The 20,536-nt window shown below is 71.9% G+C and carries 16 protein-coding genes; 12 read left to right on the top strand and 4 right to left on the bottom strand.

Features of this window, described 5'->3' with window-relative positions:
• Positions 1 to 258: 258 nt before the first annotated feature.
• From ACH4NX_RS21910 to ACH4NX_RS21870, 9 genes are all read left to right on the top strand, one after another.
• On the top strand, positions 259 to 933 hold the full coding sequence (locus ACH4NX_RS21910; RefSeq protein ID WP_351392533.1) for a response regulator: 675 nt from the start codon (positions 259 to 261) through the stop codon (positions 931 to 933).
• A 198-nt stretch (positions 934 to 1,131) separates the two neighbouring features.
• Positions 1,132 to 3,897, top strand: coding sequence for a DNA translocase FtsK (locus ACH4NX_RS21905; protein WP_398128336.1), 2,766 nt, complete (start codon positions 1,132 to 1,134; stop codon positions 3,895 to 3,897).
• Positions 3,898 to 4,159: 262 nt separating this feature from the next.
• Positions 4,160 to 5,020, top strand: a complete 861-nt coding sequence (locus tag ACH4NX_RS21900) for a helix-turn-helix domain-containing protein (protein WP_351392538.1) — start codon at positions 4,160 to 4,162, stop codon at positions 5,018 to 5,020.
• Positions 5,021 to 5,110: 90 nt separating this feature from the next.
• Positions 5,111 to 6,592, top strand: a complete 1,482-nt coding sequence (gene rimO, locus ACH4NX_RS21895; RefSeq protein WP_398128335.1) for a 30S ribosomal protein S12 methylthiotransferase RimO — start codon at positions 5,111 to 5,113, stop codon at positions 6,590 to 6,592.
• Positions 6,589 to 7,398 carry a CDP-diacylglycerol--glycerol-3-phosphate 3-phosphatidyltransferase gene (pgsA, locus tag ACH4NX_RS21890; RefSeq protein WP_398128334.1) on the top strand — a complete coding sequence of 270 codons (810 nt, stop codon included), beginning with the start codon at positions 6,589 to 6,591 and terminating at the stop codon, positions 7,396 to 7,398. The genes rimO and pgsA overlap by 4 nt, the downstream gene beginning before the upstream one ends.
• A complete protein-coding gene (locus ACH4NX_RS21885; RefSeq protein ID WP_351392547.1) occupies positions 7,395 to 7,940 on the top strand; it encodes a CinA family protein in 546 nt (181 codons plus the stop codon). The genes pgsA and ACH4NX_RS21885 overlap by 4 nt, the downstream gene beginning before the upstream one ends.
• Positions 7,941 to 8,049: 109 nt before the next feature.
• Positions 8,050 to 8,430: a helix-turn-helix domain-containing protein gene (locus ACH4NX_RS21880; RefSeq protein WP_007387871.1), complete on the top strand. Its 381-nt coding sequence runs from the start codon at positions 8,050 to 8,052 to the stop codon at positions 8,428 to 8,430.
• A gap of 228 nt (positions 8,431 to 8,658) precedes the next feature.
• Positions 8,659 to 9,129, top strand: coding sequence for a DNA starvation/stationary phase protection protein (locus tag ACH4NX_RS21875; protein WP_351392551.1), 471 nt, complete (start codon positions 8,659 to 8,661; stop codon positions 9,127 to 9,129).
• 413 nt (positions 9,130 to 9,542) lie between these two features.
• Complete coding sequence (locus ACH4NX_RS21870) at positions 9,543 to 10,028, top strand: SRPBCC domain-containing protein (RefSeq protein WP_398128333.1); 486 nt, start codon at positions 9,543 to 9,545, stop codon at positions 10,026 to 10,028.
• A 66-nt stretch (positions 10,029 to 10,094) separates the two neighbouring features.
• Here ACH4NX_RS21870 and ACH4NX_RS21865 read toward each other — a convergent pair whose 3' ends face one another.
• The 3 genes from ACH4NX_RS21865 to ACH4NX_RS21855 form a co-directional block, all read right to left on the bottom strand.
• Positions 10,095 to 10,934, bottom strand: a complete 840-nt coding sequence (locus ACH4NX_RS21865) for an Fpg/Nei family DNA glycosylase (RefSeq protein WP_398128332.1) — start codon at positions 10,932 to 10,934, stop codon at positions 10,095 to 10,097.
• Positions 10,935 to 10,952: 18 nt separating this feature from the next.
• Positions 10,953 to 15,938 (bottom strand): ATP-dependent helicase, encoded by a 4,986-nt coding sequence (locus ACH4NX_RS21860; protein WP_398128331.1) that lies wholly within the window; start codon positions 15,936 to 15,938, stop codon positions 10,953 to 10,955.
• Positions 15,939 to 16,077: 139 nt separating this feature from the next.
• Entirely contained in the window at positions 16,078 to 17,040 is a 963-nt protein-coding gene (locus ACH4NX_RS21855; RefSeq protein WP_398128330.1) for a hypothetical protein, read from the bottom strand.
• Between the two features lie 81 nt (positions 17,041 to 17,121).
• On the opposite strand from ACH4NX_RS21855, the gene ACH4NX_RS21850 reads away from it, so the two are divergent.
• Entirely contained in the window at positions 17,122 to 17,316 is a 195-nt protein-coding gene (locus ACH4NX_RS21850; protein WP_007445009.1) for a DUF3046 domain-containing protein, read from the top strand.
• 218 nt (positions 17,317 to 17,534) lie between these two features.
• Positions 17,535 to 18,806 (top strand): AI-2E family transporter, encoded by a 1,272-nt coding sequence (locus ACH4NX_RS21845; RefSeq protein ID WP_351392569.1) that lies wholly within the window; start codon positions 17,535 to 17,537, stop codon positions 18,804 to 18,806.
• 124 nt (positions 18,807 to 18,930) lie between these two features.
• Here the strand turns inward: ACH4NX_RS21845 and ACH4NX_RS21840 are convergent, their stop codons facing one another.
• Positions 18,931 to 19,131: a type II toxin-antitoxin system VapB family antitoxin gene (locus ACH4NX_RS21840; RefSeq protein WP_351392572.1), complete on the bottom strand. Its 201-nt coding sequence runs from the start codon at positions 19,129 to 19,131 to the stop codon at positions 18,931 to 18,933.
• Positions 19,132 to 19,408: 277 nt separating this feature from the next.
• On the opposite strand from ACH4NX_RS21840, the gene recA reads away from it, so the two are divergent.
• Positions 19,409 to 20,536, top strand: a complete 1,128-nt coding sequence (gene recA, locus ACH4NX_RS21835; RefSeq protein ID WP_351392574.1) for a recombinase RecA — start codon at positions 19,409 to 19,411, stop codon at positions 20,534 to 20,536.

The raw sequence follows: 20,536 nt of genomic DNA, 5'->3' as shown, positions 1-20,536 counted from the left end.
CGCGGAGTTGCTGACTCAGTGTGCCCGAAGCCGTGTAGAAGTACGGGATTCGGGGAACCTTCTGGTCCCCCGATGCGTTTCTGCTACGTACACAGTGACATCGCGGTGACAGGGTGTGGTGACAGGCGGGGTGCGGCTACGATGACCGGCACAAGGACGGGCGGCGCAAGGGAGTCGTCCCCTGGGGCGGCGCCCGCCGGTGCTGCCCCAAGTCCTGCGGACAGGGGAGGCCCCACGCCGGGGCGAGGAGGGCGGGCCATGGTGCAGAAGGCCAAGATCCTCCTGGTCGATGACCGGCCGGAGAATCTGCTGGCGCTGGAGGCGATCCTCTCGGCGCTCGATCAGACGCTGGTGCGGGCATCGTCCGGGGAGGAAGCGCTCAAAGCACTGCTCACGGACGACTTCGCGGTCATTCTGCTGGACGTCCAGATGCCGGGCATGGACGGTTTCGAAACGGCCGCGCACATCAAGCGACGGGAGCGGACCCGGGACATCCCGATCATCTTCCTCACGGCGATCAACCACGGCCCGCACCACACCTTCCGCGGGTACGCGGCGGGCGCGGTGGACTACATCTCCAAGCCGTTCGACCCGTGGGTGCTGCGGGCGAAGGTCTCCGTCTTCGTCGAGCTGTACATGAAGAACTGTCAGCTGCGCGAGCAGGCGGCCCTGCTGCGGCTCCAGTTGGAAGGCGGCGGCAAGGCCGTCGGCGGGGAGGCCAAGGAGCCCGCGGGGCTGCTCGCCGAGCTGTCGGCGCGGCTGGCGGCCGTCGAGGAGCAGGCCGAGGCGCTCTCCAAGCAGCTGGGTGACGAGTCGACGGACGCCGCGGCGGTGGCGACGGCGGCGCATCTGGAGCGCAAGCTCACCGGCCTGCGGAGGGCGCTGGACGCCCTGGAGCCGGGCACGTCCGGAAGCCGGCCCGCGGTCAACTGAGCGCCGTCGGTCAGTCGGGCCGCGGTCAACCGAGGGCCGTCTGCGGGCCGGGTCGACGAGATCGGTCGGACTGGCCCATGAGGGCGTGTCAGCGGCTTTACCGGAAGCGTCAGTTCCGGACTTTCCCGCGGGCGACACGAACGGGTGAAGCGGTGGGCACACGTGTCGAGCGCCGTCTCCCCCGGTAACCTCACACCTATGGCCTCACGTCCCTCCGCAGCCAAGAAGCAGCCCGCGAAGAAGGCGGCCGCTCCGGCGAAGGCTCCGGCGAAGAAGGCCGCTGCGAAGAAGGCACCCGCGAAGAAGGCACCCGCGAAGAAGGCATCCGCCAAGAAGGCCGCGGCGAGGAAGCCCGCGCCCGCACCGACGCCCAGCCCGACCGGCGGCGTCTACCGGCTCGTACGCGCCCTCTGGCTGGGTATCGCGCACGCCGTCGGAGCCGTCTTCCGCGGCATAGGGCAGGGCGCGAAGGGCCTCGACCCGGCGCACCGCAAGGACGGCGTCGCGCTGCTGCTGCTCGGCCTCGCGCTGATCGTCGCCGCGGGTACCTGGGCCGACCTCAAGGGCCCCGTCGGCGACCTCGTCGAGATCCTCGTGACCGGTGCCTTCGGCCGGCTGGACCTGCTCGTGCCGATCCTGCTCGGCGCCATCGCCGTGCGCCTGATCCGTCACCCCGAGAAACCCGAGGCCAACGGCCGGATCGTGATCGGCCTGTCCGCGCTCGTCATCGGCGTCCTCGGCCAGGTCCACATCGCCTGCGGCTCACCGGCCCGCGGTGACGGCATGCAGGCCATAAGAGACGCCGGCGGCCTCATCGGCTGGGGCGCGGCGACCCCGTTGTCGTACACGATGACCGACGTCCTGGCCGTGCCGCTGCTCGTGCTGCTCACGGTCTTCGGACTGCTGGTCGTCACGGCCACCCCGGTCAACGCCATCCCGCAGCGGCTGCGGCTGCTCGGTGAACGCCTCGGTCTCGTCCGGGCTCCGGACGCCGACGCGTTCGGCGAGGACGACGAGCGCTACGAGGAGCAGTGGCGCGAGGCGCTGCCCGCGAAGTCCCGCGGACGCGGGGGCCCGGCGGCGCAGCCGTACGACCCCGACGCGGCCGAGCAGGACGCGCTCACCCGGCGACGCGGCAGGCCCCGGCGGTCCGCCGTACCGCAGCCCGAGATGAACCGGCCGATGGACGCCGTGGACGTCGCCGCCGCGGCCGCCGCCGCGCTCGACGGTGCCGTGCTGCACGGGATGCCGCCCTCGCCGCTGGTCGCGGACCTCACCCAGGGCGTGAGCACGGGGGACCGCGAGTCGACGCCGACTCCGACGCCCGTGCCGGCCCCGCGCCCGCAGCCGGGAAAGCTGAAGCAGGACAACAAGGCGCGCAAGGACGATTCCGAGCACGGCACGGCGGTCGTCGCCGACCTCACCAAGTCCCCGCTCCCCAAGGAACGGGACCTGCCGCCGCGCGCCGAGCAGCTCCAGCTCTCCGGCGACATCACCTACTCACTGCCGGCCCTCGACCTCCTCACCCGCGGCGGCCCCGGCAAGGCGCGCAGCGCCGCCAACGACGCCATAGTCGCCTCGCTGACCACTGTCTTCACCGAGTTCAAGGTCGACGCCGCCGTCACCGGCTTCACCCGCGGGCCGACGGTCACGCGCTACGAGGTCGAGCTCGGGCCCGCCGTGAAGGTCGAGCGGATCACCGCGCTGGCCAAGAACATCGCGTACGCCGTCGCCAGCCCCGACGTGCGGATCATCAGCCCGATCCCCGGCAAGTCCGCGGTCGGCATCGAGATCCCCAACACCGACCGGGAGATGGTCAACCTCGGCGACGTGCTGCGCCTCGCGGAGTCCGCCGAGGACGACGACCCGATGCTGGTCGCCTTCGGCAAGGACGTCGAGGGCGGCTATGTCATGCACTCGCTGGCGAAGATGCCGCACATACTGGTCGCCGGTGCCACCGGCTCCGGCAAGTCGTCCTGCATCAACTGCCTGATCACCTCGATCATGATGCGGGCGACCCCGGAGGACGTCCGGATGATCCTGGTCGACCCCAAGCGGGTCGAGCTGACCGCGTACGAGGGCATCCCGCACCTGATCACGCCGATCATCACCAACCCGAAGCGGGCCGCGGAGGCGCTCCAGTGGGTCGTACGGGAGATGGACCTCCGCTACGACGACCTCGCCGCCTACGGCTACCGGCACATCGACGACTTCAACCGCGCGGTGCGCGAGGGCAGGGCCAAACCGCCCGAGGGCAGTGAGCGCGAGCTCCAGCCGTACCCGTACCTGCTGGTGATCGTGGACGAGCTGGCCGACCTGATGATGGTGGCGCCGCGGGACGTCGAGGACGCCATCGTGCGGATCACGCAGCTCGCGCGCGCGGCCGGCATCCACCTGGTGCTCGCCACCCAGCGGCCCTCCGTGGACGTCGTCACCGGCCTGATCAAGGCCAACGTGCCCTCCCGGCTGGCCTTCGCCACGTCCTCCCTGGCCGACTCGCGGGTCATCCTCGACCAGCCCGGCGCCGAGAAGCTGATCGGCAAGGGCGACGGCCTCTTCCTGCCGATGGGCGCCAACAAGCCGACCCGTATGCAGGGCGCCTTCGTGACCGAGGAGGAGGTCGCGGTCGTCGTCCAGCACTGCAAGGACCAGATGGCGCCCGTCTTCCGGGAGGACGTCACCGTCGGCACCAAGCAGAAGAAGGAGATCGACGAGGACATCGGCGACGACCTCGACCTGCTGTGCCAGGCGGCCGAGCTGGTCGTCTCCACGCAGTTCGGGTCGACCTCCATGCTGCAGCGCAAGCTGCGCGTCGGCTTCGCCAAGGCCGGGCGGCTGATGGACCTGATGGAGTCGCGGAGCATCGTCGGGCCGAGCGAAGGATCGAAGGCTCGTGACGTTCTTGTGAAGCCTGACGAGCTGGACGGCGTGCTCGCGCTGATCCGGGGGGAGTCTGAAGGGTAGGGAACGGCACGCGCGGTGTTCCCCGACGGTGGGTCACGGCGGCCCGGTGGCCGATCGTGACTCACCCGTTAGGGATCACCGGGCAACCGTTCTCCCATGGCGTACGTCAAGTTCAGGGAAACGACAAACAGGTAATCCACCATCGGGACGCGGGGCCATTCCGATGGCGTACAAAGTACGACCGTCCGGTTGCCCCACCGGTTTGTACCCCCCCTAGACTGAACGTCCAGCGCAGGCGGCCATACGCTCGAAAGGCGCCCCCGTGTCCAACGGCAACTCTCCTGAAGACGAGCGTCCGATCGAAGACGTGTCCCAAGACGTTTCTGAGGGCGTTTCCGAGGAAGCCCGCCCCTCCGTCGGCCGTGCCCTGCAGCAGGCGCGGGTCGCCGCCGGGTTGACCGTCGACGACATCAGCAACGCCACCCGCGTCCGCATCGCCATCGTGCACGCCATCGAGGCGGACGACTTCACGCCCTGCGGGGGTGACGTCTACGCGCGCGGTCACATCAGGACCCTGGCGAAGGCCGTCGGACTGGACCCCGCCGAGCTGCTCGCGCGGTTCGACGCCGCGCACGGAGGGCGCCCGGCGCCGACCCCGGCCGCACCCCTGTTCGAGGCGGAACGCATCCGGCCCGAGCGGCGCGGACCCAACTGGACCGCTGCCATGGTCGCCGCGATCGTCGCGGTGATCGGTTTCGTCGGCTTCACGTTCGTCAAGGGCGGAGACGAGGGATCCGAGGCGAGCGTCGCCGAGGGAGCCCAGCCGACGGCCGGCGAGTCCGCCTCGCCGAGCGCGAAGCCGAAGAAGCCCGCCGACCCGAAGCCGGACCCGACCGACAGTGCCATCGCCGCCGCTCCGCGGGACAAGGTGACGGTCAAGGTCAGCGCCATCGACGCCCCCAGCTGGATCTCCGCGAAGGACCACAACGGCCGACTGCTCTTCGACGGCCTGCTCAAGCAGGGCGATTCCGAGACCTTCCAGGACAACGAGAAGGTCAACCTCGTCCTCGGTGACGCCGGCGGGATCGAGCTGTACGTCAACGGCAAGAAGATCGAGGACGACTTCCAGCCGGGCGCCGTGGAACGCCTGACGTACACGAAGGGCGACCCGCAGGTCGGATAGGGCACGGAAAACACCTGCGCGGACGGGTCGACCAGGATCGGGCAACCCCGTCGACGTGGGCTGTCGGCGGGACGAAGTAGTCTTGAGCCCATGCCTGAAAGCCGTACCGTCGCACTCGTCACCCTTGGCTGCGCCCGTAACGAGGTGGACTCGGAGGAGCTCGCAGGCCGTCTGGAGGCGGACGGCTGGAAGCTCGTCGAGGACGCCGGGGAAGCGGACGTCGCCGTCGTGAACACGTGCGGCTTCGTCGAGGCCGCGAAGAAGGACTCCGTCGACGCCCTCCTGGAGGCCAACGACCTCAAGGGCCACGGCAGAACGCAGGCCGTGGTGGCGGTGGGCTGCATGGCCGAGCGGTACGGCAAGGAGCTCGCCGAGGCCCTTCCGGAAGCCGACGGTGTACTCGGCTTCGACGACTACACCGACATCTCCGACCGCCTGCAGACCATCCTGAACGGCGGCATCCACGCCGCCCACACCCCGCGCGACCGGCGCAAGCTGCTGCCGATCAGCCCCGCCGAGCGGCAGGAGGCCGGCGCCTCGGTCGCCCTGCCCGGGCACGGCCCGACCGACCTCCCCGAGGGCGTCGCCCCGGCCTCGGGGCCCCGCGCGCCGCTTCGCCGCCGACTGGACGGCTCCCCGGTCGCCTCGGTGAAGCTGGCCTCCGGCTGCGACCGGCGCTGTTCCTTCTGCGCCATCCCGTCCTTCCGCGGCTCCTTCATCTCACGCCGCCCGAGCGACGTGCTGAACGAGACCCGGTGGCTGGCCGAGCAGGGCGTCAAGGAGGTCATGCTGGTCTCCGAGAACAACACCTCCTACGGCAAGGACCTCGGCGACATCCGCCTGCTGGAGTCGCTGCTGCCGAACCTGGCCGACGTCGACGGCATCGAGCGGGTGCGCGTCAGCTACCTCCAGCCGGCCGAGATGCGTCCCGGCCTCATCGACGTGCTGACCTCCACCCCCAAGGTCATGCCCTACTTCGACCTGTCCTTCCAGCACTCCGCTCCGAACGTGCTGCGCGCGATGCGCCGCTTCGGCGACACCGACCGCTTCCTGGAGCTGCTCGACACGATCCGCAGCAAGGCCCCCGAGGCCGGCGTGCGCTCCAACTTCATCGTGGGCTTCCCCGGCGAGTCCGAGGCCGACCTCGCCGAGCTGGAGCGGTTCCTGAACCACGCGCGGCTCGACGCCATCGGCGTCTTCGGATACTCCGACGAGGAGGGCACCGAAGCGGCGACCTACGCCGACAAGGTGGACGAGGACGTCGTCGCGGAGCGGCTGGCACGGGTGTCCCGGCTGGCCGAGGAACTCGTCTCGCAGCGGGCCGAGGAGCGTGTCGGCGCGACCGTGCGCGTGCTCGTCGAGTCCGTGGAGTCCGCCGACGAGGGGGACGGGGTGCGCGGCCGCGCGGAGCACCAGGCGCCGGAGACGGACGGCCAGGTGCTGCTCACGAGCGGCGAAGGCCTCGGTGTCGGTCGTATGGTCGATGCGAAGGTGGTCGGTACGGAGGGTGTCGACCTGGTGGCCGAACCGCTGCCGGGGTCACCCGAGTGGAGTGAGGAGACCGGCAGATGACCGGAGTCCCGGCGTCCGCGGCGGGCGGCTCCTCCAGTGCGCGCAGGCCCGGCCCGCGTGGTGCCTCGGGCGCCGCGCAGGGACCGGGTGAGCGTTCGGCCGCCGGCGCGCGTACGACTCCGGTGGAGCGTACGACTCCCGGGGGCTCCGTGGAACGCGGTGCGTCCGAGGGCGGTGTCGGCGGGCGCGGCGGCAAGATCGCGGCCGCTGCCGTCAACCAGGCGAGCGTCTGGAACGTCGCCAATCTGCTGACGATGCTCCGGCTGCTCCTCGTGCCGGCCTTCGTCGCCCTGTTGCTCGGCAACGGCGGCTACGACCCGGCCTGGCGCTCCTTCGCCTGGGCGGCCTTCGCCGTCGCCATGATCACCGACCTCTTCGACGGTCACCTGGCGCGCACGTACAACCTCGTCACCGACTTCGGGAAGATCGCCGACCCCATCGCCGACAAGGCGATCATGGGGGCGGCGCTCGTCTGTCTGTCCGCGCTGGGCGATCTGCCGTGGTGGGTGACCGCCGTCATCCTCGGCCGGGAACTCGGGATCACCGTGCTGCGTTTCGTGGTCATCCGGTACGGCGTCATCCCCGCGAGCCGGGGCGGCAAGATCAAGACCCTCACGCAGGGCATCGCCGTCGGCATGTACGTCCTGGCGCTGACGGGGCCGCTGGCCACCCTGAGGTTCTGGGTGATGGCGGCGGCGGTCGTCCTGACCGTCGCGACCGGGCTGGACTACGTGAAACAGGCCATTGTGCTGCGCCGCCAGGGAATCGCCGAGCGCAGAGCGGCGTTGAAGGAGACGGAAGTTTGAGTTCCACGGCCGCCGACGTGGTGCGACTACTCACGGTCAAGGGCGAGACCCTCGCGGTCGCCGAGTCACTGACCGGTGGAATGGTGGCGTCCGCGATCACGGCGGTCCCCGGGGCCTCCAAGGCCTTCCGGGGGTCCGTCACCGCCTACGCGACGGAGCTGAAGCGGGAGATGCTCGGCGTCGACGCCGCCCTCCTCGCGGCGCGTGGAGCGGTGGATCCGCAGGTCGCGGCCCAGATGGCGGCAGGCGTGCGCAAGACGCTGGGCGCCGACTGGGGCATCGCCACGACGGGCGTCGCCGGCCCTGACCCACAGGACGGACAGCCCGTCGGGACGGTCTTCGTGGCCGTCGACGGACCCGTCGGAGCAGACGATGGTTCCGCCTCTGGCGGAAAAGTGGAGGCCCTGCGGTTGAACGGCGACCGCGCGGAAATTCGTATGGAGAGTGTACGGAGCGTACTCGCACTCCTTTTGAGGGAGCTTGCGGGCGAACAGACCGGGAATGAGCGGGCACAGGATACGGAACGGAACGGGGGGTTTTGATGTTTGCAGCCCTGAGTGAACACGACATCGCTCCCCGCACGGCCGCGGCGCGAGGCGGTACGGTGGGGCGTGAAGGATGCGGTTACACGGTCCGAGGAGGGAGCGACCGATGATTCTGCTCCGTCGCCTACTGGGTGACGTGCTGCGTCGGCAGCGCCAACGCCAGGGCCGTACGCTGCGCGAAGTCTCCTCGTCCGCCCGAGTCTCACTCGGCTATCTCTCCGAGGTGGAGCGGGGGCAGAAGGAGGCGTCTTCCGAGCTGCTCTCCGCCATCTGCGACGCGCTGGACGTACGGATGTCCGAGCTCATGCGGGAAGTGAGTGACGAACTGGCCCTCGCCGAGCTGGCCCAGTCCGCTGCGGCCACGCCCAGCGAGACCGTGCCCGCGCCGGTGCGTCCGATGCTGGGTTCGGTTTCGGTGACCGGTGTGCCACCGGAGCGGGTGACCATCAAGGCGCCCGCCGAGGCAGTGGACGTCGTCGCCGCCTGAGCGCTGAGAACGTGTGCGTGTGAGGCCCCGGCCGGGGTCTCTCCGGGAGACCGGAGAGGTGCGGTCGGGGTTTTTGCGTGCGGTGCGGCGGGTGAGTCCTCGGCGTGCGCGGGTGGGTTCGCACGGGGACGGTGAGGGGCTTCGGTGGTGGTTCGCCCGGTTTGCCGGTCCCCGGTGGTGCGGTCATCGTGGAGGGACATGGCCGGGGGGCGACCGACGGAGGCGTGGATGTACGTCGTGAAGAGCCCGTTGACCGACGCGGACCTGAAGACCGTCTCCGAGGCGTTGCAGGGCGGCCTCGTCGACCTGGTGGACCTGGCCCTGGTGGCCAAGCAGATCCACTGGAACGTGGTCGGACCGCGATTCCGCTCCGTACACCTCCAGCTCGACGAACTCGTCGACACCGCGCGCACGCACTCCGACACCGTGGCGGAGCGCGCCTCGGCGCTCGGCGTCTCCCCGGACGGGCGTGCCGCGACGGTGGCCGTGGGCAGCGGCATCGGAGTGACCCCGGAAGGGTGGGTCGACGACACCGACGCGGTACGGACGATCGTGGACGCCCTGGGGGCGGTGATCGGGCGGATGCGGGAGCGGATCGCCGCGACCGGGGACCCCGATCCGGTGAGTCAGGACATCTTCATCCAGATCACGGCCGATCTCGAGAAGCAGCACTGGATGTTCCAGGCCGGAAACGGATGACGCGAGGATGGCGCGGGCACGGACGGTTCGCCGGGCGGCCGCGCTGGGGGTCGGCGTGCTCTGGTGGTGGGCCGTGCTGCGTCTGGCACTGGCGCCAGGCGCCGGGGTGCTCGAAGGGACGGTCGCGGTCGGCGGCTGGGGATTGAGCGTGCTGCCCGTGCACTGTGTGCCGCGGCGCCGGGCCGCCGGGGCCGTGAGCGCGGGCAGGTGGCGCCGCGCCCTGCGTACGGCGGGGGGTCCGGGTGACGCGGCCGCGTCACGTTGCCCTCGGCCGGCGGCGGGGCCGGGCTCTTCGGGCCCTGGTCCTTCGGACTCGGGCTCTTTCGACTCCGGCCGGTCCGGCCCGGGCGGGTCGTGATTCCGGCTGCCGATGCGGAATCCGGTGCGCACGACTCGACGGAAGGACAGAGCGGATGAGTGTCACAAGCCTGAACAGGGATCTCGACAACCTGACCTTCACCCTGACCGCCGACTTCGCCTCCCCGGTCGAGCGGGTGTGGCGGTTGTGGTCCGACCCACGGCAGCTGGAGCGCTGGTGGGGCCCGCCGACCTACCCGGCGACGGTGGAGGAGTACGACCTGACCCCGGGCGGAGGCGTCACGTACGTCATGACCGGCCCGGAGGGCGACAAGCATCGTGGGTGGTGGCGGGTCACCTCCGTCGACGCGCCGACGTCCCTGGAGTTCACCGACGGATTCGCCGACGCGAACGGCGTGCCGAGCGCCGGCATGCCGACGACCGTGACCCGGGTGACGCTCACCGAGCGGGACGGCGGCACGCGCATGGAGATGCGTTCGGTCTTCGACACCCGGGAGCATTTGGACCAGCTCGTGAAGATGGGGATGGAGGAGGGGCTGCGCGAGGCGGTCGGCCAGATGGACTCCTTGCTCGCCGGCTGAACTCGCCGACTGAACCGCGGGTGCCGCGCTGGCGGCTGAGCGCGCGGGCCGAGCCTGTCGGTCGAGTCACCCCGCCCCACGTCGCGGCCACGTGCCGGCGAAGCCGCCCGGGTACGGCGCGGGCCCGGCCTGGCAGGTCGGACACCAGTACGTGGGTCGCTCGCGGGAGCCGTCGCCCTGGTTCGCCACGCGCACCGGCGTGCCGCAGCGCGGACAGGGGCGGGACGCGCGGCCGTACACGAACAGGTCCTGGCCGCGCAGGCCGGTCGTACGGCGGACCGGGCGGTCGCGGTTGGCTTCCAGGAGCCGCTTCGCGAGCGCGACCAGCTTCACGGCGTGGGCGGCGGGCAGGTCGCCGACGGGGAGCCAGGGGGTGACGCCGAGCAGGAAGCAGAGCTCGCACTTGTAGACGTTGCCGATACCGGCGAGATTGCGCTGGTCGAGCAGGGCCTCACCGAGAGGGCGGGCGGGCTCCGCGCGCAAGTTGGCCAGGGCCTGCTCGGCATCCCAGTCCGGGCCGAGCAGATCCGGTCCGAGGTGGCCGACGGCGCGCTCCTCGTCGGCGGTGCGGAGGAGCTCCAGCACCGGGAGGCGGTAGCCGACGGCCGTGCGGTCGACGGTGCCGAGGATCACCCGGATCTGATGCGCCGGGCCGCCGCTCCAGCGCTGACCGGCCGCGAACACCTTCCAGGAGCCGTCCATCCGCAGGTGCGAGTGCACCGTAAGGCCGCCCTCGACGCGGGTGAGCAGGTGCTTGCCGCGCGGGGTGACGTCCAGGACCGTACGGCCGGTGAGGTCGGCCGTGGCGTACCGGGGCACGCGGAAGTCGCTCCGAGTCAGCACCTTGCCCGCGAGGGCTTCGTGCAGCCGCCGAGCGGCCTGCCGGACCGTGTCTCCTTCGGGCATGGGTCAAGGGTGACAGGCTCAGGCTCTGATGCGCAGGCCGCGCGGGGTCGCGATGAACCCCGCCTCCTCCAGCAGGGGACCGAAGGGAGAGGTCAGGGCCGCTGTGCCGTTGACGCGCTCCACCGTGACGGTGCCGAGGGAGCCGGCGAGGGCGGCCGAGGCGAGCGCCTCGGTGGCCGCGCGCAGACGGATGTCGTCGGTGGGCGGACCGTCCGACGTGGAGGGCCAGAGCAGGAGCGTCTTGCCACCGCGCTCCATGTAGAGCGCCGGCTCGCCCTCCACGAGTACCACCAGGGAGCCCGCCTTGCGGCCCGGCTTGTGCGTGGCGCCGGCCGGGGGCTCGGGCCACGTGAGGGCCGCCCCGTACGCGTTCGCCGGATCGGCGGCGGCCAGGACGACGGCCCCCGGACCGGCGGGGGGACGGCCGCGACGGCCGGCGAAACCGGCGTCGTACGAGCCACGTGGGCCACCGAAGCCGGCGTGCGCGCCGCCCCCGCGCGGACCGCCGGCGCCCGGTTCGGCGTAGTCGCCGGGGGCGAGGTGGCCACCTGGGGAGGCCGGAGGGGGCGGGGAGGCCGCGAAGACGTCGCCGGGTCGGTCCCAGGCGCCGGTGCCCCTGTCACCACTGGGCGGGAAGTCGTCGAAGGGGGAGTCACCGGAGGCACCATCACCTGAGCCGGTTGAGCTGTACGAGCCGTCGGTCGGGGCGTGGTCCTCGAGGCCGCCGCCGGTGAAGTCCGGCCGCCCGGGCGGGCCCTCGCGGCGCTCGCGGGCGTTCGAGACCGCGCGCAGCCGGTCCACGGCGCCCTCCATGGCGAACTGGGCCGCGCCGAGCCCCTCGACGACGTAGCCGCGCCGGGCCTGACCGCTCTCCTCGAAGGCGGCCAGGATGCGGTACACCGCCGAGAAGCCGCCTTCGACGCCTTCGGCGGCGACGGCGCCGCGGGTCACCACGCCATGCCGGTCCAGGAGCGTGCGGGCCAGAGCGTGGGCCCGCACCGTGGTGTCGCCCTCGCGCGCCGGGAGCAGTGACCAGCGGCCCGCGACGGTCGGCGGGCCGCTGCGGGACGCGGGGCGGGCGGCGGCCGTCAGCGAGCCGTAGCGCCCGCGTGGCACCGCGCGCTTGGCGCGGTGGGCGGTGGAGCCCGCGGTGCGGCCGGAGCCCAGCAGGGACCGCAGGGGCGCGAGCGTGTCGTTCGTCAGCCGTCCGGACCAGGCCAGGTCCCACAGGACGTCGGCCAGCTGGGGGTCGGCGACGTCCGGATGGGTGGTGGCGCGGACCTGGTCGGCGATCTGCCGGAAGAAGAGGCCGTAGCCGCCGGAGAGGGTGTCCAGCACGGACTGGTGGAGCGCGGTCGGCTCCAGGGGGTGCGGGGGCGGCAGAAGCAGCGGGGCGGCGTCCGCGAGGTAGAGGGAGACCCAGCCGTCCTTCCCGGGGAGCGATCCGGCGCCCGCCCACACGACCTCACCGGCGGCCGTGAGCTCGTCCAGCATCGCCGGGTTGTAGTTGGCCACCCGGGAGGGCAGGACCAGTTTCTCGAGGGCTGAGGCGGGCACGGAGGCGCCCTGCAACTGCTCGACGGCGCGGACCAGTCCGTCGATCCCGCGCAGCGCGTGCCCCTTGCCGATGTGCTGCCACTGGGGAAGGAACTGCCCGAGCGCGGGCGGCGGCACCGGCTCCAGCTCGTGCCGCAGCGCGGCCAGGGAACGGCGACGCAGCCGGCGCAGCACGGTCGCGTCGCACCACTCCTGGCCGATGCCGGCCGGATGGAACTCGCCCTGCACGACCCGGCCCGCCGCGGCGAGCCGCTGCAGGGCGCCCTCGGTGACCGCGACGCCCAGGCCGAAGCGGGCCGCCGCGGTGACCGACGTGAAGGGGCCGTGGGTGCGGGCGTGGCGGGCGAGGAGGTCGCCGAGAGGGTCCTTGACCGGCTCGGTGAAGGCCTCGGGCACGCCCACGGGCAGCGCCGTGCCCAGCGCGTCGCGCAGCCGCCCCGCGTCCTCGATCGCCGCCCAGTGGTCGGCGCCGGCGATACGCACCCTGATCGCGCGGCGGGCGGCGGCCAGCTCCTGGGCCCACTGCGGCTCGGCGCCCCGCTCGGCGAGTTCCGCGTCCGTGAGCGGGCCGAGCAGCCGCAGCCGGTCCGCGACGCCCTCCGGGTCCTTGACGCGGCGGTCCTCGGTGAGCCACTGCAGCTCGCGCTCCAGTTCGGTGAGCACCTCCGCGTCGAGCAGCTCGCGCAGCTCCGCCTGGCCCAGCAGCTCGGCCAGCAGCCGTGAGTCCAGGGAGAGGGCGGCGGCACGGCGCTCGGCGAGCGGCGAGTCCCCCTCGTAGAGGAACTGGGCGACGTACCCGAAGAGGAGGGAGCGGGCGAACGGGGACGGCTCCGCGGTGGTGACCTCGACCAGGCGTACCTTGCGGGCCTCCAGGTCGCCCATCAGCTCGACCAGGCCGGGCACGTCGAAGACGTCCTGGAGGCACTCGCGGACCGCCTCCAGGACGATCGGGAACGATCCGTACTCGCTCGCCACCTCCAGCAGCTGCGCGGCGCGCTGGCGCTGCTGCCACAGCGGGGTCCGCTTGCCGGGGCTGCGGCGCGGCAGCAGCAGCGCGCGGGCCGCGCACTCGCGGAAGCGGGACGCGAACAGGGCCGAGCCGCCCACCTGGTCGGTGACGACCCGGTCGACCTCGCCCTTGTCGAAGACGACGTCGCCCGCGCCGACGGGCGCCTGCTCGGCGTCGTACTCCAGACCTGGCTCGGCCGGCGCCTGGTCGAGCAGGTCGAGGCTCATCAGGTCGGCGTCCGGCAGGCGCAGCACGATGCCGTCGTCGGCGTGCATGACCTGGGCGTCCATGCCGTACCGCTCGGACAGCCGGGCGCCGAGCGCGAGGGCCCATGGGGCGTGCACCTGGGCGCCGAAGGGGGAGTGGACCACGACCCGCCAGTCGCCCAGCTCGTCCCGGAAGCGCTCGACGACGATGGTGCGGTCGTCGGGGATGTGGCCGCAGGCCTCGCGCTGCTCGTCGAGGTAGGCCAGGACGTTGTCCGCGGCCCAGGCGTCCAGGCCCGCGGTGACCAGGCGCAGCCGGGCGTCCTCCTTGGAGAGGGAACCGACCTCGCGCAGGAACGCGCCCAGCGCGCGGCCCAGCTCCAGGGGGCGGCCCAGCTGGTCGCCCTTCCAGAACGGCAGCCGGCCCGGCACACCCGGAGCGGGGGAGACCAGGACCCGGTCGCGCGTGATGTCCTCGATCCGCCAGGAACTGGTGCCGAGCGTGAAGACGTCCCCGACGCGGGATTCGTAGACCATCTCCTCGTCCAGCTCGCCGACCCGGCCGCCGCCCTTCTTCGGATCGGCCCCGGCGAGGAAGACCCCGAAGAGCCCGCGGTCGGGGATGGTGCCGCCGGAGGTCACGGCGAGGCGCTGCGCGCCCGGGCGGCCGGTGACCGTCCCCGCGACCCGGTCCCACACCACGCGCGGGCGCAGTTCGGCGAAGGCGTCGGACGGATAGCGGCCCGCGAGCATGTCCAGGACGGCGGTGAACGCCGACTCCGGCAGCGAGGCGAAGGGGGCGGCGCGGCGGACGGTGGCGAGCAGGTCGTCGACCTGCCAGGTGTCCAGCGCCGTCATCGCCACGAGCTGCTGGGCCAGCACGTCCAGCGGATTGGCCGGGACCCTGAGCGCCTCGATGGCACCGCTGCGCATCCGCTCCGTGACCACGGCGGCCTGCACCAGGTCGCCGCGGTACTTGGGGAAGACGACGCCCGTGGACACGGCGCCGACCTGGTGCCCCGCGCGGCCGACGCGCTGGAGGCCGGAGGCGACGGAGGGCGGTGACTCGACCTGCACGACGAGATCGACGGCGCCCATGTCGATGCCCAGTTCCAGGCTGGAGGTGGCGACCACCGCGGGCAGGCGGCCCGCCTTGAGGTCCTCCTCGACGAGGGCGCGCTGCTCCTTGGAGACCGAGCCGTGGTGGGCGCGGGCGATCACGGCCGGGGCGCCCTGCGCGGCCCCCGAACCGCCCATGAGTTCGGCGGGGGAGTGGTGCTCGTCCAGGGGCTCGCCGGTCGCCCGTTCGTACGCGATCTCGTTGAGCCTGTTGCACAGGCGCTCGGCCAGGCGCCGGGAGTTGGCGAAGACGATCGTGGAACGGTGCGACTGGACGAGGTCGGTGATCCGCTCCTCGACGTGCGGCCAGATCGACGGCCGCTCGGCGCCCTCGTTGCCGTCCGCGACGGGGGAGCCGCCCAGCTCGCCCAGGTCCTCCACCGGGACGACGACGGACAGGTCGAACTCCTTGCCCGAGTCCGGCTGGACGATCTCCACCTTCCCGCGCGGCGCGAGGAACCGGGCGACCTCGTCCACCGGGCGGACCGTCGCCGAGAGGCCGATGCGGCGGGCCGGCTTCGGGAGCAGCTCGTCCAGCCGCTCCAGGGTGAGTGCGAGATGGGCGCCGCGCTTGGTGCCCGCGACCGCGTGCACCTCGTCCAGGATCACTGTCTCGATGCCGGTCAGCGCCTCGCGCGTGGCCGAGGTCAGCATCAGGAACAAGGACTCCGGGGTGGTGATCAGGATGTCCGGCGGGCGGGTGGACAGGGCACGGCGCTCGGCGGCCGGGGTGTCGCCGGAACGGATGCCGACCCTGACCTCGGGCTCGGGCAGGCCGAGGCGTACGGACTCCTGGCGGATGCCGGTCAGCGGGCTGCGGAGATTGCGCTCGACGTCGACGGCCAGGGCCTTGAGCGGGGAGACGTACAGGACGCGGCAGCGCTTCTTGGGGTCGGCGGGCGGGGGCGCCGAGGCCAGCTGGTCCAGGGCGGCGAGGAAGGCCGCCAGCGTCTTGCCGGAGCCGGTCGGGGCGACCACCAGCACGTCCGAGCCCTCCGAGATGGCCTGCCACGCGCCCGCCTGGGCGGCGGTGGGCGCGGAGAAGGCCCCCGTGAACCAGTCGCGGGTCGCGGGGGAGAAGCCGTCCAGGGCTCGGTGTGCGGAGCTGACCATGGATCCATCGTGCACCCCGGTACTGACAATCGGCCTGAGCTGCGCGGATGCCGGGCCGCCGAGTCCGGAGCGGATCTCCGGTTCTTCGGTTCTCCGGAGCAGCGGACCGTCGGCCTGCGACCATGGGCCGGCGAGCCGGTCAGCCGAGGGAGCGGCCATACGCGCGGAGCGTGCGCAGCGCTTCCAGCGTCACCCTGGGACGGGCCTCCAGGGTGGGAGAGGGTGCCCAGCGGCCCCGGCGTACGGGCCAGCCGCCGTCCGCCTCCTGCTCCGCCGCGAGGAAGTCGAGCGAGCGGGTCATCTCGCCGTCCGTGAACCACGCGCGCGCGAGGGAGTGCGGGTTCCTCGCGTAGTCGTGGGGGAAGCGCTGCTCACTCCGGGCGTGGCCGGGGGAGGCCGGGGACGCGTCGAGGTCGCCCGGGTCCAGCACCGCGAGGCGCTGTTCGCGCACCAGGCGGCCCAGCCGGTCGGCCGCCGCCTCCGCGCGCGGACGGTCGGGGGCGGCGTCCAGGAAGGCCACGGCGGCCTCGACCTCGTCCGGGCGCCAGACCCCCAGCGACTCGGCCGCCTGCCAGCAGAAGTCCGTGGCCCGGAAGAGCCAGGCGTGCCAGACCTCGTTGCGGTGCAGCAGGCCGACCACCGGGCCGGTGACGAGCAGCTCGCCGGGCGGGTCGTCGACGACCGGCACGAAGGGGGCGGCCGGATACCCGCGCAGGCTGGGATGGACCGTGGGCAGGGCACCGTCCGGAGTGGACACCGAGGTCAGATAGCGGCACATCCGCTCCACGCGCTGACCGCCGCAGCCCCCGACGGCGTCCAGGACACGCAGGGCGTGCGCGGTGTGCAGCGGCTGGCTGACCGGGCCGCGCAGATCGGGCTCGAGCGCGTGACCGTATCCGCCGTCCTCGTTTCGGTAGGCGTCCAGCGCGGTCTCCACCGGACCGGCGTGGCCGCCGCGGAAGTGGTACGCGAAGAGGCGCTGCTCCAGTACGCGTGCGGTGACCCAGACGAAGTGCTCCGCGCGCGCGAGCGGTGAGTGCGCCGGAGGAGCCGGGGGCGTCGGGGGCGTCGGGGGGAGTGGGGAAGCTCCGGTTTCGGCCATGGGACAGACCGTAGGGCGGAAGGCGGCTCCGGCGCCCGGTCCCGGCGCAGGGCCCACTCTCAGGGGCGGGATACTGGAGTCATGCGGTTGACGGTCTTCTGGGAGCGGATGACGGATCATTTCGGTCCGGGCTACGCCGACACCTTCGCGCGCGATCACGTGATGGCGGAGCTGGGCGGGCGTACGGTGCACGAGGCGCTGGACGCCGGCTGGGACGCCAAGGACGTGTGGCGGGTGGTCTGCACCGTCATGAACGTCCCGCGGGAACAGCGCTGACCGGTGACGAGCGGTCGGAGGAACGCGCTGACCGGTGACGAGCGGTCGGAGGAACGCGCTGACCGGTGACGAGCGGCCGGAGGAACGCGCTGACCGGTGACGAGCGGCCGCGGGAACGGCGCTGACCGGTCATGAACGTGCTACAGGATCGGCGCTGACGCGTCACGAAGATCACCGGACGGGACTCGGCCGCCGGTGTCGTGGGCGAGACTTGGTCCGTGGCACCCACTGACGAGACCGGGCAGGCGACCCGGCACGCATCCCCGACCGGTACTACGCCGCCCACCGGTCCCCCGGCCGGCGGCACCGCCGGGCCGGGCGCACGCATGCCGCGCTGGCTGCCGCGCGCCATGGTGCTGGCCCTCTCGCTCATCGCCGTCTTCCAGTTGGGCAGCTGGGCCTTCCACGAACTCACCGGTCTGCTGATCAACGTCCTCATCGCGTTCTTCCTGGCGCTCGCCATCGAACCCGCGGTGAGCTGGATGGCCGGGCGCGGCATGCGCCGCGGGCTGGCCACCTTCCTCGTCTTCCTCGCCGTGCTGGTCGCCGCCGCGGGGTTCGTCACGCTGCTCGGTTCCATGCTCGCGGGCCAGATCGTCAAGATGGTCGAGGACTTCCCGGACTACCTCGACTCCGTCATCAACTGGGTCAACGGCCACTTCCACACCGAGCTGAGACGGGTCGACATCCAGGAAGGCCTGCTCCGCTCCGACTGGCTGCGCAACTACGTGCAGAACAGCGCCACCGGAGTCCTGGACGTGTCGGCCCAGGTGCTCGGCGGACTCTTCCAGCTGCTGACGGTCCTGCTGTTCTCCTTCTACTTCGCCGCCGACGGTCCCAGGCTGCGGCGCGCGCTCTGCTCCGTCCTGCCGCCCGCCCGGCAGGCGGAGGTACTGCGCGCCTGGGAGATCGCGGTGGACAAGACCGGCGGCTACCTGTACTCGCGCGGTCTGATGGCGCTGATCTCCGGCATCGCGCACTACGTCCTGCTGGAGGTCCTGGGGGTGCCCTACGCCCCCGCGCTCGCCGTGTGGGTGGGACTGGTGTCGCAGTTCATCCCCACCATCGGCACGTATCTCGCGGGTGCTCTGCCCATGCTGATCGCCTTCACGGTCAACCCGTGGTACGCGATGTGGGTACTGATCTTCGTGGTGATCTACCAGCAGTTCGAGAACTACGTACTGCAGCCCAAGCTGACGTCCAAGACCGTGGACATCCACCCGGCGGTCGCCTTCGGCTCGGTCGTCGCGGGCGCCGCCCTGCTCGGTGCCGTCGGCGCGCTGATCGCCATCCCGGCGATCGCCACGCTGCAGGCGTTCCTCGGGGCGTACGTCAAGCGTTACGACGTCACGGACGATCCGCGTGTCCACGGACGCCGCAATCGCCGGCCGGGGCCCGGGGCCCCCACTCGCCTGCGGAAACTGTGGGCCCGGCGGCCGGATCCCGGGGGCCCCGGGGCGGAGGGGGCCGGAGACGGCGGCTCCGCCTGACGGGCCGCGTTCTGTGAGCGGGCCGGCCCGGAAGCGGTACGGGGAAGCGGCCGGGCGGTACGGAGCCCGGAGTCGCAGTCGGGGTGGCGGGTCGGTTCCCGGGCCGGCTCCGCGGGCGAGGGGATCAGGCCTGCGGTTCCTGCGGCTTCGCGTCGGCCTCCCGCAGGTTCCGGTCCTTGAACTCGGTACGGGTTTCCGTGCGGTGGCCGCGGGCGATGTAGTCCCGTACCACCGCCTCGACGGCGTCCTGGGGCGTGCCGATGCCCGCCAGGACCATCACCTCCACCACCAGTTCCGCGTCGAGACTGATGCTGACCTGGGCCATGGTGTCCCCTCCTCCACGTCGCGTCCGCACTCTAGCCACCTGGCCGTCGGCCCGGCAGACGTACGCTCGTAGGTGCCCGTGGTGCGCTTGACACAAAAATCGAACATCCATTCTGATGGAGCTTCTGGCGAGGCTCGTGACGGGTGATTCGACTGGGTTTGGGTGGATAGACGCCCGAGTTATCCACAGGCCGGACCCGCATCAGGGTGGATTGTCAGTGGCAGGCATTAGCGTCTTTGACGTGAAGCGATCGAATCAAGCAAACCGGGTGGAACCCATGGCAGGAACCGACCGCGAGAAGGCCCTGGACGCCGCGCTCGCACAGATTGAACGGCAGTTCGGCAAGGGCGCGGTCATGCGCATGGGCGACCGGTCGAAGGAGCCCATCGAGGTCATCCCGACCGGGTCGACCGCGCTCGACGTGGCCCTCGGCGTCGGCGGCCTGCCGCGCGGCCGCGTCATCGAGGTCTACGGCCCCGAGTCCTCGGGCAAGACGACCCTGACCCTGCACGCGGTGGCGAACGCGCAGAAGGCCGGCGGCCAGGTCGCGTTCGTGGACGCGGAGCACGCCCTCGACCCCGAGTACGCGCAGAAGCTCGGCGTCGACATCGACAACCTGATCCTGTCCCAGCCGGACAACGGTGAGCAGGCCCTGGAGATCGTGGACATGCTGGTCCGCTCCGGTGCCCTCGACCTCATCGTCATCGACTCCGTCGCAGCCCTCGTGCCGCGCGCGGAGATCGAGGGCGAGATGGGCGACAGCCATGTCGGTCTGCAGGCCCGCCTGATGAGCCAGGCCCTGCGGAAGATCACCAGCGCGCTCAACCAGTCCAAGACCACGGCGATCTTCATCAACCAGCTCCGCGAGAAGATCGGCGTGATGTTCGGTTCTCCCGAGACCACGACCGGTGGCCGGGCCCTGAAGTTCTACGCCTCGGTGCGCCTCGACATCCGACGCATCGAGACGCTGAAGGACGGCACCGACGCGGTCGGCAACCGCACCCGCGTCAAGGTCGTCAAGAACAAGGTCGCGCCGCCGTTCAAGCAGGCCGAGTTCGACATCCTCTACGGCCACGGCATCAGCCGCGAGGGCGGCCTGATCGACATGGGCGTGGAGCACGGCTTCGTCCGCAAGGCCGGCGCCTGGTACACGTACGAGGGCGACCAGCTCGGCCAGGGCAAGGAGAACTCGCGCAACTTCCTGAAGGACAACCCCGACCTGGCCAACGAGATCGAGAAGAAGATCAAGGACAAGCTGGGCGTCGGCGTACGTCCCGAGGAGCCGGCCACCGAGCCGGGCGCGGACGCAGCCGCCTCCGCCGCCCCGGCCGACGCCGCACCGGCAGTGCCCGCCCCCGCGACCGCCAAGGCCACCAAGTCCAAGGCCGCGGCAGCCAAGAGCTGA

Origin of the sequence: Streptomyces sp. NPDC017225 (assembly GCF_044331465.1) — a bacterium.
GTDB lineage: Bacteria > Actinomycetota > Actinomycetes > Streptomycetales > Streptomycetaceae > Streptomyces.
The sequence above is the reverse complement of the archived record's forward strand: the minus strand, read 5'-3'. Positions and strand labels throughout refer to the sequence as shown.